At 65.7% G+C, this 14004-nt stretch carries 10 protein-coding genes; 3 read left to right on the plus strand and 7 right to left on the minus strand.

Annotated elements, in window-relative coordinates:
* Positions 1-10: 10 nt before the first annotated feature.
* A complete protein-coding gene (gene hrpA / locus EC845_RS14625) occupies positions 11-4087 on the minus strand; it encodes an ATP-dependent RNA helicase HrpA (RefSeq protein WP_199739813.1) in 4077 nt (1358 codons plus the stop codon).
* Between the two features lie 70 nt (positions 4088-4157).
* Positions 4158-4979, minus strand: coding sequence for an IclR family transcriptional regulator (locus EC845_RS14630; RefSeq protein ID WP_123298877.1), 822 nt, complete (start codon positions 4977-4979; stop codon positions 4158-4160).
* Between the two features lie 161 nt (positions 4980-5140).
* Here EC845_RS14630 and EC845_RS14635 point away from each other — a divergent pair, with 161 nt between their 5' ends.
* The 3 genes from EC845_RS14635 to EC845_RS14645 are packed head-to-tail and all read left to right on the plus strand — an operon-like array spanning position 5141 to position 7593.
* The gene (locus tag EC845_RS14635) at positions 5141-6166 is read left to right on the plus strand and encodes a TRAP transporter substrate-binding protein (protein WP_123298878.1); all 1026 of its coding nucleotides are present in this window, start codon (positions 5141-5143) and stop codon (positions 6164-6166) included.
* Positions 6167-6176: 10 nt separating this feature from the next.
* Positions 6177-6860 carry a hypothetical protein gene (locus EC845_RS14640; protein ID WP_123298879.1) on the plus strand — a complete coding sequence of 228 codons (684 nt, stop codon included), beginning with the start codon at positions 6177-6179 and terminating at the stop codon, positions 6858-6860.
* Between the two features lie 19 nt (positions 6861-6879).
* Positions 6880-7593, plus strand: coding sequence for an SDR family oxidoreductase (locus tag EC845_RS14645; protein ID WP_123298880.1), 714 nt, complete (start codon positions 6880-6882; stop codon positions 7591-7593).
* A 121-nt stretch (positions 7594-7714) separates the two neighbouring features.
* Here EC845_RS14645 and EC845_RS14650 read toward each other — a convergent pair whose 3' ends face one another.
* The 5 genes from EC845_RS14650 to EC845_RS14670 are packed head-to-tail and all read right to left on the minus strand — an operon-like array spanning position 7715 to position 13999.
* Positions 7715-8686 (minus strand): tripartite tricarboxylate transporter substrate binding protein, encoded by a 972-nt coding sequence (locus tag EC845_RS14650; RefSeq protein WP_123298881.1) that lies wholly within the window; start codon positions 8684-8686, stop codon positions 7715-7717.
* Positions 8687-8728: 42 nt separating this feature from the next.
* Positions 8729-9778, minus strand: coding sequence for a GTP-binding protein (locus tag EC845_RS14655; RefSeq protein ID WP_123298882.1), 1050 nt, complete (start codon positions 9776-9778; stop codon positions 8729-8731).
* Positions 9778-10164 carry a hypothetical protein gene (locus tag EC845_RS14660; RefSeq protein WP_233598092.1) on the minus strand — a complete coding sequence of 129 codons (387 nt, stop codon included), beginning with the start codon at positions 10162-10164 and terminating at the stop codon, positions 9778-9780. Before EC845_RS14660 ends, EC845_RS14655 begins: the two co-directional genes overlap by 1 nt.
* Positions 10158-11924 carry a hydantoinase B/oxoprolinase family protein gene (locus tag EC845_RS14665; protein WP_123298883.1) on the minus strand — a complete coding sequence of 589 codons (1767 nt, stop codon included), beginning with the start codon at positions 11922-11924 and terminating at the stop codon, positions 10158-10160. The genes EC845_RS14660 and EC845_RS14665 overlap by 7 nt, the downstream gene beginning before the upstream one ends.
* A complete protein-coding gene (locus EC845_RS14670) occupies positions 11921-13999 on the minus strand; it encodes a hydantoinase/oxoprolinase family protein (RefSeq protein ID WP_123298884.1) in 2079 nt (692 codons plus the stop codon). The genes EC845_RS14665 and EC845_RS14670 overlap by 4 nt, the downstream gene beginning before the upstream one ends.
* Between the last annotated feature and the right edge of the window lie 5 nt (positions 14000-14004).

Here is a 14004-nt window from a genome sequence, read left to right on the forward strand (position 1 = left end):
CATCGCGTCTTCAGGCCGACAGCTGCGCCCAGACCTTGTCGAGGCGCTTGAGGCTGACGGGCTGCGGCGTGCGCAGCTCCTGAGCAAAAAAGCTCACACGCAATTCCTCGAGCAGCCAGCGGAACTCCTGCATGCGTGAATCGACGGCCCCCTTGCGATCGGCCACCAGCCGCCAGTAGCGCTGCTCCTGCGGGCGCAGTTCGGCCAACCGGGTGGCATCGCGTGCCGGATCGGCGCGCAGCTTGTCCAGCCGCAGCGTGATCGCCTTGAGGTAACGCGCATAGTGCTGCAGCGCCGCCCAGGGCGTATCGGCCAGGAAACGTTTGCCGACCAGCCGCTGCAACTGCTGCTCGGCATCGCGCGTGGCATCGGGCTGGATCTTGGTGTCCTTGATCTTGCGTGCCGCCGTGGCGTACTCGGCGAGGATGACGGCCGCCAGCCGGGCCACCTCGCCGGCGATCAGGGTCAACCGGCCACGGCCCTCTTCCACCCGCCGCTTGAACTCGCCTTCGTTCGCAGGCAAGGGATCCAGCAGGAAAGCCCGGTCGAGGGCGACGTCGAGAATCTGCGCACGCAGTTCATCGGCCGTGCCCAGCGGCATATAGGCCACGGCCATCTTCTGCAGATCCGGGATGTTCTTCTCGAGATACTTGAGTGCATCGCGGATCTGCAGGGCAAACAGCCGCCGGAGTCCGGCGCGATGCCGGCCGGCTGCGACCTCGGGTTCATCGAAGACCTCGATGCCGACCTCGCTGCCCCGGTCGACCACGGCAGGGAAACCGATCAAGGTCTGCTTGCCGCGCTGGATCTCCATCAGTTCGGGCAGTTCGCCAAAAGCCCAGGTGGTGTAGTTCTGGTCGGCCGTTGCAGCCGGGCTGCTGCCGCGTGCCGATGCAGACGCTGCGACGGCCCCGGTGGCCGCGTGGCGCCGGCCTGCCGCATGCGCGGCGCCTTCGGCCTGTGCAGCGGCGGCCGGGCCGGGATCGGCGGACTCGGGCGCGGCAGGCGCGGCGGTACGCAGCGCTGCCAGCGCCTGGAAGGCCCCCCGCGCCATCACGCCCAGTTCGGACTTGAGTGCGCCGAGGTTGCGTCCATGGCCGAGCTGCCGGCCATGCTCGTCGACCACCCGCACGTTCATGAACAAGTGGGGGCTGAGCATGTCGAGCTTGAAGTCGGTGCGCTTGACGTCCAGGCTGGTGGCGGCGCGCACCGCCTTGAGCAGGGCATCCGTGAGCGAGCCCTGGCCGTAGCGCTCGGGCGTGCCCAGTTCCTGCTCGAGGCGTAAAGCGGACTCGGGCAACGGCACGAACCGCGAACGCGGCTTCTGCGGCAGGCTCTTGAGCAGGGCCTGGATCTTTTCGCGCAGCATGCCGGGCACCAGCCACTCGCAGCGGTCCTCGCTGACCTGGTTGAGTGCAAACAGCGGGACCTCGACCGTCAGGCCATCCTTGGGATCGCCCGGATCGTGCAGGTAGGTGGCACGGCAGTCGATGCCGCCCAGGCGCACGTTGCGCGGAAAGGCGTCGGTGGTGACCCCCGCGGCTTCGTGCCGCATGAGCTCATCGCGGCTGAGGTGCAGAAGGCGGGGCTGGCCGCGGCTCGTTTCGCGCCACCAGTGCTCCAGTCCCCGGCCCGAGCACACATCGGCAGGCAGGTGCTGGTCGTAGTAGGCGTAGATGAGCTCGTCGTCGACCAGCACATCCTGCCGCCGCGACTTGTGCTCGAGCTCCTCGACCTGGCGCACCAGCTTCTGGTTGTGCGTCAGGAAGGGCAGCTTGCTGTCCCACTGCCCGCCGACCAGGCCTTCGCGGATGAAGATCTCGCGGGCGGCCATGGGATCGACCTTGCCGTAGTTGATGCGGCGATTGCTGTAGACCACCGTGCCGTACAGCGTCGCACGCTCCAGCGCCACGACTTCCGCGGCTTTTTTCTCCCAGTGCGGATCGAGCAGTTGTTTCTTGAGCACATGGGCGCCGATCTCCTCGATCCACTGCGGCTCGATGGCGGCGATGCCGCGGCCGAACAGACGTGTGGTCTCGACCAGTTCGGCGACGACGATCCAGCGGCCGGGCTTCTTGCGCAGGTTCGCGCCCGGATGCCGGTAGAACTTGATGCCGCGCGCGCCCAGGTACCAGTCCTCTTCGTCGCTCTTGCAGCCGACGTTGCCCAGCAGCCCGGACAGCATGGAGAGATGCAACTGCTCGTAGCTGGCCGGCTGCGGGTTGATCGGCCAGCGGTGCTCGGTGACCACGGTCAACAGCTGGCTGTGGATGTCGCGCCACTCGCGCACCCGGCGCACATTGACGAAGTTCTGGCGCAGCAGGGCCTCGTACTGGCGATTGCTGAGCTTGTGGCTGGCGGGGGCGATGTCCGTGGCGCTTGCCGTGGACGGGGCTTCCGCGGGCGCGGTCAGGCGCTGGGCAACCGGCAGCACGGCAGCAGACGCCTTGCGCACCTCGCCCCGCTGCACGGCCATTTCGCGGCGGGAGGTGGCCACCGGCGCGCCGCCCCGCGCATCGTGCAGCCACTTCCAGAGCGTCAGGTAACCGCTGAACTCGCTTTTCTCGTCGTCGAACTTGGCATGGGCCTGGTCGGCCTGCTGCTGCGCCTCGAGCGGACGGTCGCGCACGTCCTGGACCGACAGGGCCGAGGCGATGACCAGCACCTCGGCCAAGGCACCGCGTTCGCGGGCTTCGAGCAGCATGCGCGCCACACGCGGATCGAGCGGCAGCTTCGCCAGTTCGGCGCCGACCTGCGTGATCTCGTTGGCTTCGTCGACCGCGCCCAGTTCTTGCAGGAGCTGGTAACCGTCGGCGATGGCACGGCGCTGCGGCGCCTCGATGAAGGGGAAATCCTCGACCAGGCCCAGGTGCAGGGCCTTCATGCGCAGGATGACGCCGGCCAGCGACGAGCGCAGGATCTCGGGATCGGTGAAACGCGGACGGGCGATGAAATCCTTCTCGTCGTAGAGACGGATGCAGATGCCGTTGGCCACCCGGCCGCAGCGGCCGGCGCGCTGATTGGCCGCGGCCTGGCTCACCGGCTCGACCAGCAGTTGCTCGACCTTGTTGCGGAAGCTGTAGCGCTTGACCCGCGCCGTGCCGCTGTCGATGACATAGCGGATGCCCGGCACGGTCAGCGAGGTTTCGGCGACGTTGGTCGACAGCACGATGCGACGGCCGCTGTGGCTGTCGAAGATGCGGTCCTGCTCGGCCTGCGACAGGCGGGCAAACAGCGGCAGCACGTCGGCACTGCGCAGCACGGGATGGTGCGCCAGGTGCTTGCGCAGATGGTCGGCGGCCTCGCGGATCTCGCGTTCGCCGGGCAGGAAGACGAGGATGTCGCCGCCGTCGGCGGGATTGCGCCAGAGCTCGTCGACGCCGTCGGCAATGGCCTCGTTGAGGCCGTAGTCGCGCGATTCCTCGTAGGGCCGGTAACGCTGCTCGACCGGGAAGGTCCGCCCCGAGACGTAGATCACGGGGGCCTTGCCGCGCTTGGAGGCAAAGTGTTCGGCAAACCGGTCGGCATCGATGGTGGCCGAGGTCACCACGACCTTGAGATCGGGCCGGCGTGGCAGGATCTCGCGCAGGTAGCCGAGCAGAAAATCGATGTTCAGACTGCGTTCGTGCGCCTCGTCGATGATGAGCGTGTCGTAGGCCTTGAGCAGCGGATCGGTCTGGGTCTCGGCCAGCAGGATACCGTCGGTCATGAGCTTGACCGATGCATCGCGCGAGAGGCGGTCCTGGAAACGGACCTTGTAGCCCACGACCTCGCCCAGCGGCGTCTTCAGTTCTTCGGCGATGCGCTTGGCCACCGAGCTGGCCGCGATACGGCGCGGCTGCGTGTGGCCGATGAGACGCCCCCGGGTGCCCTCGGGTGCATTGAGCCGGCCACGGCCCATGGCCAGGGCGATCTTGGGCAACTGCGTGGTCTTGCCCGAGCCGGTTTCGCCGCACACGATGATGACCTGGTTCTCGGCCAGTGCACGGGCAATTTCGTCGCGTTTGCCGGAGACCGGCAGCGACTCGGGGAATTCGATCTTCAAAGACATAGGGGCGTGATTATCCCAGCCTGGGCGCAAAGGCATGCTGCGCCGTGGGCCACCGGCGGTTTGCCGATGTCCGGCACCTGTCCTCGATCTGCACGAAACGGCGGATTCAGTCCGCTCCGCTGTCCACGCGGTTGCCCCACGTCCCGACATTCGCGGCCTTCAGCAAGGGGGATGCGCTCCCGGACATCGCCAGTTCGTCGGCCGCGGACATCAGCTCCGGACCAAAGCGAGCCATGTTCTTGGCGGTCAGGCGAGCGGAGGGCCCTGCAATGACCAGCACGCCCGTCGCCGGCTCGCCCTTGCGTCGAACAGGCGCGGCCATCGAACTCATGCCGGGCGCATAGGCGTCCTGGATGATGCTGTAGCCGCGCTTCGCATGCAGGCGAAGGGCGGCCTGCAACGCCTTGAGCGAAGTCGGGGCATTGGGGCCGAACTGGCGCGGACTGCCCAATCCCTGCTTGGAGACGTACTCGGCAGCCTCGTCTTCCTGCAAGGTCATCAGCCAGGCATGCCCGGCTGCGCTGCAGGACAGCCGCAGATCGATGCCCATGTCGGGGTCGTACAGCAGGCCGGATTTGGCGCCCTGCGCCTTGGCGACCAGCGTCAGACGACTGCCGTCCACGATCGCCAGGCGCACCAGTTCCTCTGTCGCCCGGGCGAGCCGTTCGATCACGGGCTGGGCGATGTCGACCACGCCGGAGCGGCTCAGGAAGCTCAGGCCCATCGAAGCCATCTTGGTCGTCAACGCGTAGTCGCCCTTTTGCGGCATCTGGCGGACATAGCCATAACCGATGAGCTCGTGCAGCGTGCGGTGGCAACCGCTGCGGAGCATGTTGAGGTCGGTGGATATCTTCACGAGCGCAACGCCATCCGGATAGGCCACGAGGTACTCGAGGATGGCTAAGGATTTTTCGAGAGCACCGCTCATTGGCATTCCTTTGGTTGACTCGGATTTTGCCGGATCATAAAGCATCTTTCAAAATTTGAATGGCATAAATAAGTTGAAAGCCATTCAGGAAATCTGATTAAGATGGCCAAGCCGGGCGAAACTCGGTACTCGGACAGGAGACAACAGAAAGGTATGGAGACATGAAGACATCTTTGATTCGTCGCGCCACACTGGCCGCGCTCGGCACGATCGCACTGGCGTCTGCGATGTCCGGGGCATGGGCTCAGGACATCAAGGAACGCAACCTGAAGTTCGCGTTCAGCCTGGCCAAGGATCATCCTCTGGGACTGGGCGCTCAGAAGTTTTCCGAACTCGTGGCGGAAAAGAGCGGAGGCAAGATCAAGGTTGCGTTGTTTCCCAACGCGGTGCTGGGCGGCGATCCGCAGAACCTGTCGGCGGTCAGGGGCGGCACGCTCGACTTCGCCTCGATGGCGACGGGCTTGCTGGCCGGGATCGACAAACAGTTCATGGTGTTCGATTTCCCTTTCCTCTTCAACACCCCTCAAGAGGCCTATGCACTGGCAGACGGGCCGGTGGGCACCCAGCTCCAGGCCAAGTTGGCGGATCACGGACTCGTCGGGCTGGGCATCTGGGACCTGGGGTTTCGCAACATGACCAACAGCAAGCGCCCCATCGCCAAACCGGAAGATCTTCAAGGTCTGAAGATCCGCGTCATCGCTTCGCCCATCTATCTGGACATGTTCAACACGCTGGGAGCCAACCCTGTGCCCATGACGTTCGGCGAGGTCTATGGCGCGCTCGAGTCCAAGGCGATCGATGGCCAGGACAATCCGGTCGGCGTGATCGAGTCGGCCAAGTTCTCGGAGGTGCAGAAGTACCTCTCGCTGACCCGCCATGTCTACACCGGCATGCCGGTGCTGATGAGCAAGAAGACATGGGACGGCATGTCCGAGGCGGAACGCAAGATCATCGTCGAGTCGGCCAACGAAGCCAAGCAGGAGGAACGCCGAATCGCGCAGGCCAAGGAAATCGAGTCGATCGCCAACCTGAGCAAGCAGATGCAGGTCAACGAAGTCGCGCCTGCCGAGCTGGCCCGCCTGAGACAGAAGGTCCAGCCGGTCATCGACAAATTCGCCCAGCAGGTCGGCGAGCCGCTGATGAACGAAGTCAACGCCGAGTTGGCTCGCATGCGCGGCAGCAAATAAGGAGTATCGAATGTCGTTACACGGTCAGGGCGCCATCGCCATGTGGTGGGACATCGCGCCCGACATCCGATCGGAATTCGAGGACTGGCACACCCATGAACACTTTCCGGAACGCATGCGCATTCCCGGGTTCAATCGGGGCTCGCGCTGGTCGGCCGTCGATGGCGGCGAAGGGTTCTTTGTCATGTACGAACTGGATGCGTACGAGACCTTGATTTCGCGCGGCTATCTGGATCGACTCAATGCACCCACGCCGTGGTCGACGAAGATGATGCCGCATCACCGTCACATGGTGCGCAGCCAATGCCGCGTTCTCGAGAGCACGGGCGGAGCGCTCTCGCGGCATGCCCTGACTGTGCGCCTCTCGCCTGCAGAAGGCGCGTCCGAGCGGCTGCGTGCGCACCTCCGCGCATTGGCTCGGTCCGCAGCGGCGTCGACGGGCATCGCGGCCGGCCATCTGCTGCAGAACCAGACGCCGAAGATCGCGGCGACCACCGAGCAGAAGATCAGGGGCGGCCCCGATCCCGCCGCCGACTGGATCTTCATCGTCTGCGGCTACGATCGATCCGCTCTCGAGCGGTTTGCCGCAGACCATCTGGGCGACCCCGCGCTCGTGAAGGCCGGCGCTTGCCGGGAGGCGATCCACGGTCTCTACGCGCTTTCGCACAGCAACACCGCAACCGATATCGGTTGATGATCCAAAGGTCATTCGAATGCTAGATTTTTCAGGTCAGCGCATCCTGGTCGCCGGCGGCAGTTCGGGCATCGGCTTGGCCACCGCCGAGCTGGCGGCCGAACTGGGGGCCGATGTGACGATCGCCTCCCGTTCCCGCGAGCGTGTCGAGGCGGCTTGCCGCTCTTGCGCACACGGGCTGCGGGGCGCAGTGCTCGATCTCGCCGACGATGCGGCGGTCGCCCGGTTCTTCGCGCTCGACGAACCATGGCACCACATCGTCGTCACCGGCTCGCAGGTGTCGATGGCGGCCGTGCGCGACCTGCCGCTGTCCTCGGCGCTGGATGCCGTCGACAGCAAGTTCTGGGGCTTCTATCACGTGGCCCGGCACGCTCGCATCCACAGTGGCGGATCGCTGGGCGTGGTTGCGGGCTTTCTGTCGACTCGGCCTGCCGCCGGACGGGCCTTGATGGGCGCCATCAACGCGGCGTTGGAGAGCCTGGTGCGCGGGCTGGCACTCGAGCTCAAGCCGGTCCGTGTCAACGCGGTGTCTCCGGCCGTCGTCGACACCTCGATGTGGGATTCGATGGAGCCGAGCGTGCGCGAAGCGATGTTCGAAAGACTGCGGGCCAGCTACCCTGCCGGGTGCGTCGGCCAACCCTTGGACATCGCGCGCCAGTTGCTGCTGCTGGCGGCGACACCTTATGCCACCGGAACCATCGTGACGCTCGACGGGGGCGCGTCCATCGCCTGACAGGCTGCGCGAGCGGTCGGCGTTTCGGGCCAGCGGGGTCTGCCGGCCCCGGTCGAGCGACGGCTGGCCGGGATGAACCGCGGAATCGGGACGGACAGGCCCGGCGGGCCGGTCTCGGCACTCATTCCGGCTTGAAGCCGGATGCCCGCAGCAGGTCTCGGCCGAGTGCGATTTCCGACGACACGAGGGACTGGAACTTCTCCGTCGAAATCGGCGATGCGTTCAGTCCGAGGGTGTCGAGGGCGCCGGATTGAGCCAGGAACTCCGCCGCCTTGTTGATGTTGGCGTTGAGCGTCTTCACGCGCTCAGGGGGCGTGTTCTTCGGCGCCCAGACCCCGTACCAGGACGAATAGACCAGACCCGGCACGCCGGCTTCGGCAAACGTCGGGACTTGAGGCAGCGCCGCGACGCGTTTGTCCGACGAGATGGCGAGCGGAACGACACGGCCGGACCGGGCCATGGGCGCCAACGAGACCATGGAATCGAACTGCAGCTGCACATGGCCGCCGGCCACGTCGATCAATGCCGGCTGGGTGCCCTTGTACGGCACATACTGGAGATTCATGCCCGTCTGCTTGGCCAGAAGCAAGGTGCCGAGATGGCTGGCGGCCCCGTAGGCGGGCAACGCCGCCGACCACGGCCCCTTGCCGTCGGTGGTTGCAGCGATCGCCGATTTGAGCGTCGTGACGCCGAGCTGGGAGGCCACCACCAGAAGCAAGGGCGCCTCGGCGAATTTGGCGACCGCCACGAAGTCCTTCTCGGGATCGTAGGGCGCATTCACCATCACGTCCTTGGCGAAGATATGCGTGGAGGCCGAAAAAAGCAGCGTGTAGCCATCGGCGGCGGCGAGCTGGACGGCCCTGCCCCCGACCGACCCGTTGGCTCCCGCGCGGTTCTCGACGATGACGTTGAGACCCATCTGCTGGCGCAGCCGCTCGGACAGCAGTCTGGCCGCGTTGTCGACCCCGCCGCCGGCAACGAAGGGCACGATGATCTTCAGCGTCTGGTCTGGCTTGGGATAGTCTTGCGCATGCGCGGCCGGCACGACCAGGCACGCTGCGACACAGAGGATGCGAATGGCTTCAGCTTTCACGGATGTCTCCTGATGTTATGGGTAAGCGATGCGGTCCAAGGCCTATGCGGCCGTCTCGCTGCGTCTGTGCCGGGAAGCCAGGACGTCCAGGGTGTGCGACAGCACATCGATGTTCAAGTCGCGGCCGATGACGACGATGCGGGTCTGCCGAGACGATGTCGGCCATGCCGAGCGCCGTTCGGGCGGTGCAAAAAGATGCTGAACACCGTGGATGACCAAGGGCTGGTCCGGATGCTCGCGAATGGCGACGATGCCTTTGAGGCGCAGAAGATCGTCGCCCCGGCTGGCAATCAGCAGGTCGAGCCAGGCCTGCAGAGCCTTCAGCGGCAGGGCTTCGTCTCGCCGGATCACGCCCGACCGGACGGCCGACGTGTGCCGTGCATCGGCCGATCGTTCGCGGGATTCGATCCGGTAGAGCGGGCCCTCGGGGCAGTCGTCTTCGGCGGATGGACGGCCCCGGGTCAGCTCGTCCAGAAGCCCGCGGAACTCGCCGGCCTCCAGGTGAACCCGGGCCTGTGTCGCGCCGGCGGCGAGGCGGCAGGCGAGTGCGTCCGGCATGCGCCCGCCGAGCGTGTCGAGCTTGGTGACGAAGACCTGGTCGGCGACGGCCAGTTGCTCCTGCGCCTCCTTGAAAGCGTCGAGTGTCGAGACACCCAGGATGCCATCCACGGTGCACGCCACGGTGGCCAGACGGAAGTGACGTGTGACGGCCGGATCCGCAGTGAGTGTGCGGAGGATGGGCCCTGGATCGGCCAGTCCGCTGGTTTCGATGACGACACGCGACAACGTCGAGGCCATGCGCGAGCGCAGCCGTTCGAGCGCCTCGATCAGATCGCCCCGCATGGCACAGCACAGGCAGCCATTGGCCAGCAGCAAGGTCTGCTCGCTGGTTTGTGCGATGAGATCCTGGTCGATCCCGACCTCGCCGAACTCGTTGACGATGACCGCAGTCCCGGTCAGGTCCTGGCTGCCGAGCAGCCTGTTGAGCAAGGTGGTCTTGCCGCTTCCGAGGAAACCGGTCAGCACGGAGACCGGCACCCGTCCTGCATGCCCTTCAGGCACCGCGACCAGCGATGAAAAGTGGCCTGCCATCACATGCCTCCGGATTCGGTCCCGTGCAACTCCGCAAACGAACTCAGCGTGCGTTCGAGCTTGGGCAAGGCCCACGCGCCGACGCCCGGCGGCAGGTGCCCGGCCGCCGCCGTTTCCAGAAGGCGCAGCAGGGGCCGGGCGTCGGCCTCGGTCGCTGTGGAGGCGGCGAAGAACGCCCTCGCCTCCTCCACGTCGCAACGTTCGGCCGAATCCTGGAGGTAACCGTAGATGTCGAGCTCGAAGTCGTCGAGCACCAGGGTGACGCCGCCGGCGCCGCACGCACAGGACGATCCCAGCGCAATGTGACGCGAGGACAGGCGGCTCCACAAGTCCAGCAGCCGGGCGGCCTGCCGGGCTTCGGCGTGTGCGGCGGTGGCCATCAGCATGTCGCCCGGCCTTGCTGCGAGCGCAGCGCAGCCGTTGCCTGCGGGTCCACACGGCCTTTTTCATCGAGGGCGACACGGTAGACCTCGCGCGCCACCGATGCGCTCACATACCCCTCGCGAACGTCTCGAGCCACGAGGTCGAGCTCGCGATCGAGCGGATTCCCAAAGCCGCCGCCCCCGCCGGACAACATCTTGTAGGCATCCCCGCGTTCCAGCCGGACGTTGAAGATCTTGGCATTGGGGTGGTCGGTTTTCCACTCGCCTTTGTGACGGACGGCCAATCCGTTGCCCGCTGCATCGCCGCCGCCTTCGAGCCCCCAGGGCTTGCAATGCACACGGTCGATCCGGGTGGTCACCGTGAAGGGCGACAGGGCCTGCACGATCATCTCGGCGCCAAGCCCGCCGCGGTACCGGCCCGCACCGCCGGAGTCCTGCCGTATCGCATACTTTTCGACGAGCACCGGGTACTTGGCCTCGAGTTGCTCGGTCGGGCTGTTGTGGGTGTCCCCGTCGTTGATGCACACCGTGACCGAGACCCCGTCCTCGCGGCTCTTGGCGCCCCAGCCGCCGCCCAGCGGACCGATGCCGACGATGAACAGCCGGCCATCCTCGGGCGAGATGCCATGGATGTTGGGGAACACCAGATCCGCGTGGTGGCCTGCAATCGAACGGTCGGGGATGGCCGGCGCCAGGGCCTTGAAGATGGTGTCGATGACGGTCATGGGGAAGGTCATCCAGACCCGCATCGGATAGGGTCTCTCCGCGCTGATGACCGTGCCCATCGGCATGACCACTTTCAGCGAGCGGAAGCTGCCGTCGTTGACGGGGTAGTCGGTGGGCGTCGTCAGACACTTGTAGGCGACCTGGGCGCAGGCGATGCCGGTCGTGAAACCGGAGTTGTAGAAACCCCGGACCTGCTTGCTCACGTCCGAGAGATCCACCGTCATTTCGTCGCCCTGGACGATCACCTTGACCCGGATCGGGATGCGTTTTCCGATCTCGAGTCCGTCATCGTCCATGAAGGATTCGGCTTCGTACACGCCGTCGGGAATCGACAGCGTGTTCTTGCGCGCCACGGCTTCGGACGCGTCCATGATCTGGCGGATCGAACCGTTGACGGCCTCCGCGCCATACCGCTGCAGCAGCTCCAGATAGCGGCGCTCGCCGGTGGTGACGGCCGTGATCTGCGCCCGCAGATCGCCCAGGGCCCGCTCGGGCAGGCGCACATTCATCGCGATGATGTCCACCAGGTCCTGGTTGACGATGCCTTCGCTCTGGTACTTGAGCAGCGGAATCTGAATGCCCTCGCTGAAGATGTCGGTGGTCACGTTGCCGAGCGTGCCGCCGACATCCAGCCAGTGCGCCATGCAACAGGTGAACCCCTCGAGCCGCCCCTCGTGGTAGACCGGCATCGTGAAGGTGAAATGGTTCAGGTGACTGCCCGTGGTGTAGGCGTCGTTGGTCACCAGGATGTCGCCCGGCTTGATGTTGTCGTAGCCAAAGTGCCTGATCTTGGCCTTGACGGTCTCCGACATGCCGCGGATGAACATCGGAAGGCCCAGGCCGATCGAGACGGTGTCGCCTTCCTTCGTGAACAGCCCGACGGTGAAATCCAATGCCTCGTAGATGATCAGGTTGTAGGCCGTGCGCGTGAGGTTGGTCTTCATTTCCTCGGTGACGGCATACAGGCCGTTCCGAATGATCTCGACAGTGACCGGATCCACGGCCGCGCCGGCGGAGGTCTGCAGGTTGTTGCTCATGTCCGGTCACTCCCGATTTCGATTTGCAAGTTGCCCAATTCATCGACGCGCAGCGAATCGCCAGGCTGCACGACCGTGGTCGAGGCGTGTTCCTCGATCAGTGCGGGCCCGAGGATTTCGTTGCCCGACAACAGACGATCACGGGTGTAGACGGGCGTATCGGCCCAGCCTGTCGCCCGGAAATAAACCGGCTTCACGGCACGCACCGCCGCCCGGTCGGGCTCGGCCGTCCCGGCAGCGACCTGGTGACGAGGCGGCTTCTTCATGGTGCCCAGCACCGTCACCCGCAGGCTCACCAGATCGGCAGGCTCCTTCGGCGCCGACGTCCCGTAGCGGACCTTGTGCAGTTCATCGAACTGTCGCTTGATGGCGGAGCGGTCCTTGCCCTCGAAAAACTCGAGAGGCAGATCGACCGTGACGGCATGCTCCTGTCCGACATAACGCATGTCGGCGGCGCGCTCGACCACCACGCCGTCGGCCTGGACGCCCGACTGGGCCAGTGCGGCACGCCCTTCGTCTTCCAGGGTCGTGTAGAGCGACTCGATTTCTTCGAACGAGACATCGCCCAGCTTGCGGAAGACCGAACGCACGTAGTCGTAGCGCAGGTCCGAAAACAGCATGCCGTAGGCCGAGAAATAACCGGGCGCATAGGGGATCAGCACTTTTCTGATGCCGATCTCGCGGGCAATGGCCGACGCATGCAGGGGACCTGCACCGCCGTACACCACCATGGTGAAGCTGCCGGCATCCAGCCCCCGCTCGGTGGTCACCGCCTTGACGGCATGGGACATCTGCGTCACGGCGATGCGCAGAATGCCATCGGCCGCTTCGGTGGGCTCGAGCGCCAGGGGGCCGGCGACCCGCTCCGCCATCTGGCGCTGGCAGGCCTCGAGATCGAGCTTGAGCTCGCCACCCAGAAAATGCTCGGCATCCAGACGCCCCAGCAGCAGGTTGGCATCGGTGACGGTCGGCTCCGTGCCGCCCCTTCCGTACGCGACGGGGCCGGGAATGGAGCCTGCGCTCTGCGGCCCGACTCTCAATGCACGGCCCGTTTCGACGCGTGCGATCGACCCGCCTCCCGTGCCGACCTCGTGAATATCCATCATGGGTATCTGGATCGGCAGCGCACGCTCGTAGCCGCCGATCAAGGCCGAGCCGGTGGTCAGAGGCCGCCCCTCGCTGATCACCCCGGCCTTCGCCGTGGTGCCGCCCATGTCGAACGCGATCGCATCGCCCATGCCCAGCTGCGCGCAGATCGCCTGTGCCCCGATGACCCCGGCGGCGGGGCCGGACTCGAGCATGCGCACACAGCCGACTTTGGCGTGTTCCACCGGAAAGAGGCCGCCCGTGGACTGGACGATGTAGAAATCGCCGTCGAAGCCGTTGTCCGAAAGATGGTGTTCGAGCTGTCCCAGGTACTGCGAAACGCGCGGGCCGACATAGGCATTGGCGACGGCCGTGGACACGCGCTCGAACTCCCGGTATTCCTGGCTGAGCTCATGCGAGGCACAGACGAATGCACCGGGCAGCTCTTCCTGCAGGATCTGTTTGACGCGCTGCTCGTGCGCCGGATTGCGGTAGGAGTGCAGCAACAGCACGGCGACCGCTTCGACATCCTGGCCCCGCAGGTCGCGCGCCAGTTCCCGAACCGCCTCCTCGTCGAGCGGCTTGTGGATGCTGCCGTCGCCCCGCAGGCGCTCGGCGACCTCGAAACGCAAGGAGCGTTTGACCAGGGGTTCGTGTTTGCTGAAAAAGAGGTTGTACGCATCGGGGCGGTTGACCCGGCCGATTTCGTAGATGTCGCGAAACCCTTCGGTGATGAGCAGCGCGGTACGCGCACCGTTGCGTTCCAGCAATGTGTTGATGGCGATGGTCGATCCATGCAGGAACAGCTGGCCGTCGCGCCAGTCGATGCCTGCGCTGTCGATGGTGTGCTGGATGCCGTCGACGAGCTGGCCGTGCGTGGACAGGGCCTTGCCGAAAAGAAGCTCGCCCGTGGTTTCATCGAAGGCCGCCATGTCGGTGAACGTCCCCCCGATGTCGACGGCGATGCGAAGCTTGGGTTGGTTTGCCATTTCTT

Source organism: Comamonas sp. BIGb0124, assembly GCF_003752175.1.
Taxonomy (GTDB): domain Bacteria; phylum Pseudomonadota; class Gammaproteobacteria; order Burkholderiales; family Burkholderiaceae_C; genus Comamonas_F.

Excerpts from the sequence above, each read along its gene's own strand:
- hrpA (WP_199739813.1), bottom strand. The coding sequence starts at position 4,087 with ATGCCTTTGCGCCCAGGCTGGGATAATCACGCCCCTATGTCTTTGAAG.
- EC845_RS14630 (WP_123298877.1), bottom strand. The coding sequence starts at position 4,979 with ATGAGCGGTGCTCTCGAAAAATCCTTAGCCATCCTCGAGTACCTCGTG.
- EC845_RS14635 (WP_123298878.1), top strand. The coding sequence starts at position 5,141 with ATGAAGACATCTTTGATTCGTCGCGCCACACTGGCCGCGCTCGGCACG.
- EC845_RS14640 (WP_123298879.1), top strand. The coding sequence starts at position 6,177 with ATGTCGTTACACGGTCAGGGCGCCATCGCCATGTGGTGGGACATCGCG.
- EC845_RS14645 (WP_123298880.1), top strand. The coding sequence starts at position 6,880 with ATGCTAGATTTTTCAGGTCAGCGCATCCTGGTCGCCGGCGGCAGTTCG.
- EC845_RS14655 (WP_123298882.1), bottom strand. The coding sequence starts at position 9,778 with ATGGCAGGCCACTTTTCATCGCTGGTCGCGGTGCCTGAAGGGCATGCA.
- EC845_RS14660 (WP_233598092.1), bottom strand. The coding sequence starts at position 10,164 with ATGCTGATGGCCACCGCCGCACACGCCGAAGCCCGGCAGGCCGCCCGG.
- EC845_RS14665 (WP_123298883.1), bottom strand. The coding sequence starts at position 11,924 with ATGAGCAACAACCTGCAGACCTCCGCCGGCGCGGCCGTGGATCCGGTC.
- EC845_RS14670 (WP_123298884.1), bottom strand. The coding sequence starts at position 13,999 with ATGGCAAACCAACCCAAGCTTCGCATCGCCGTCGACATCGGGGGGACG.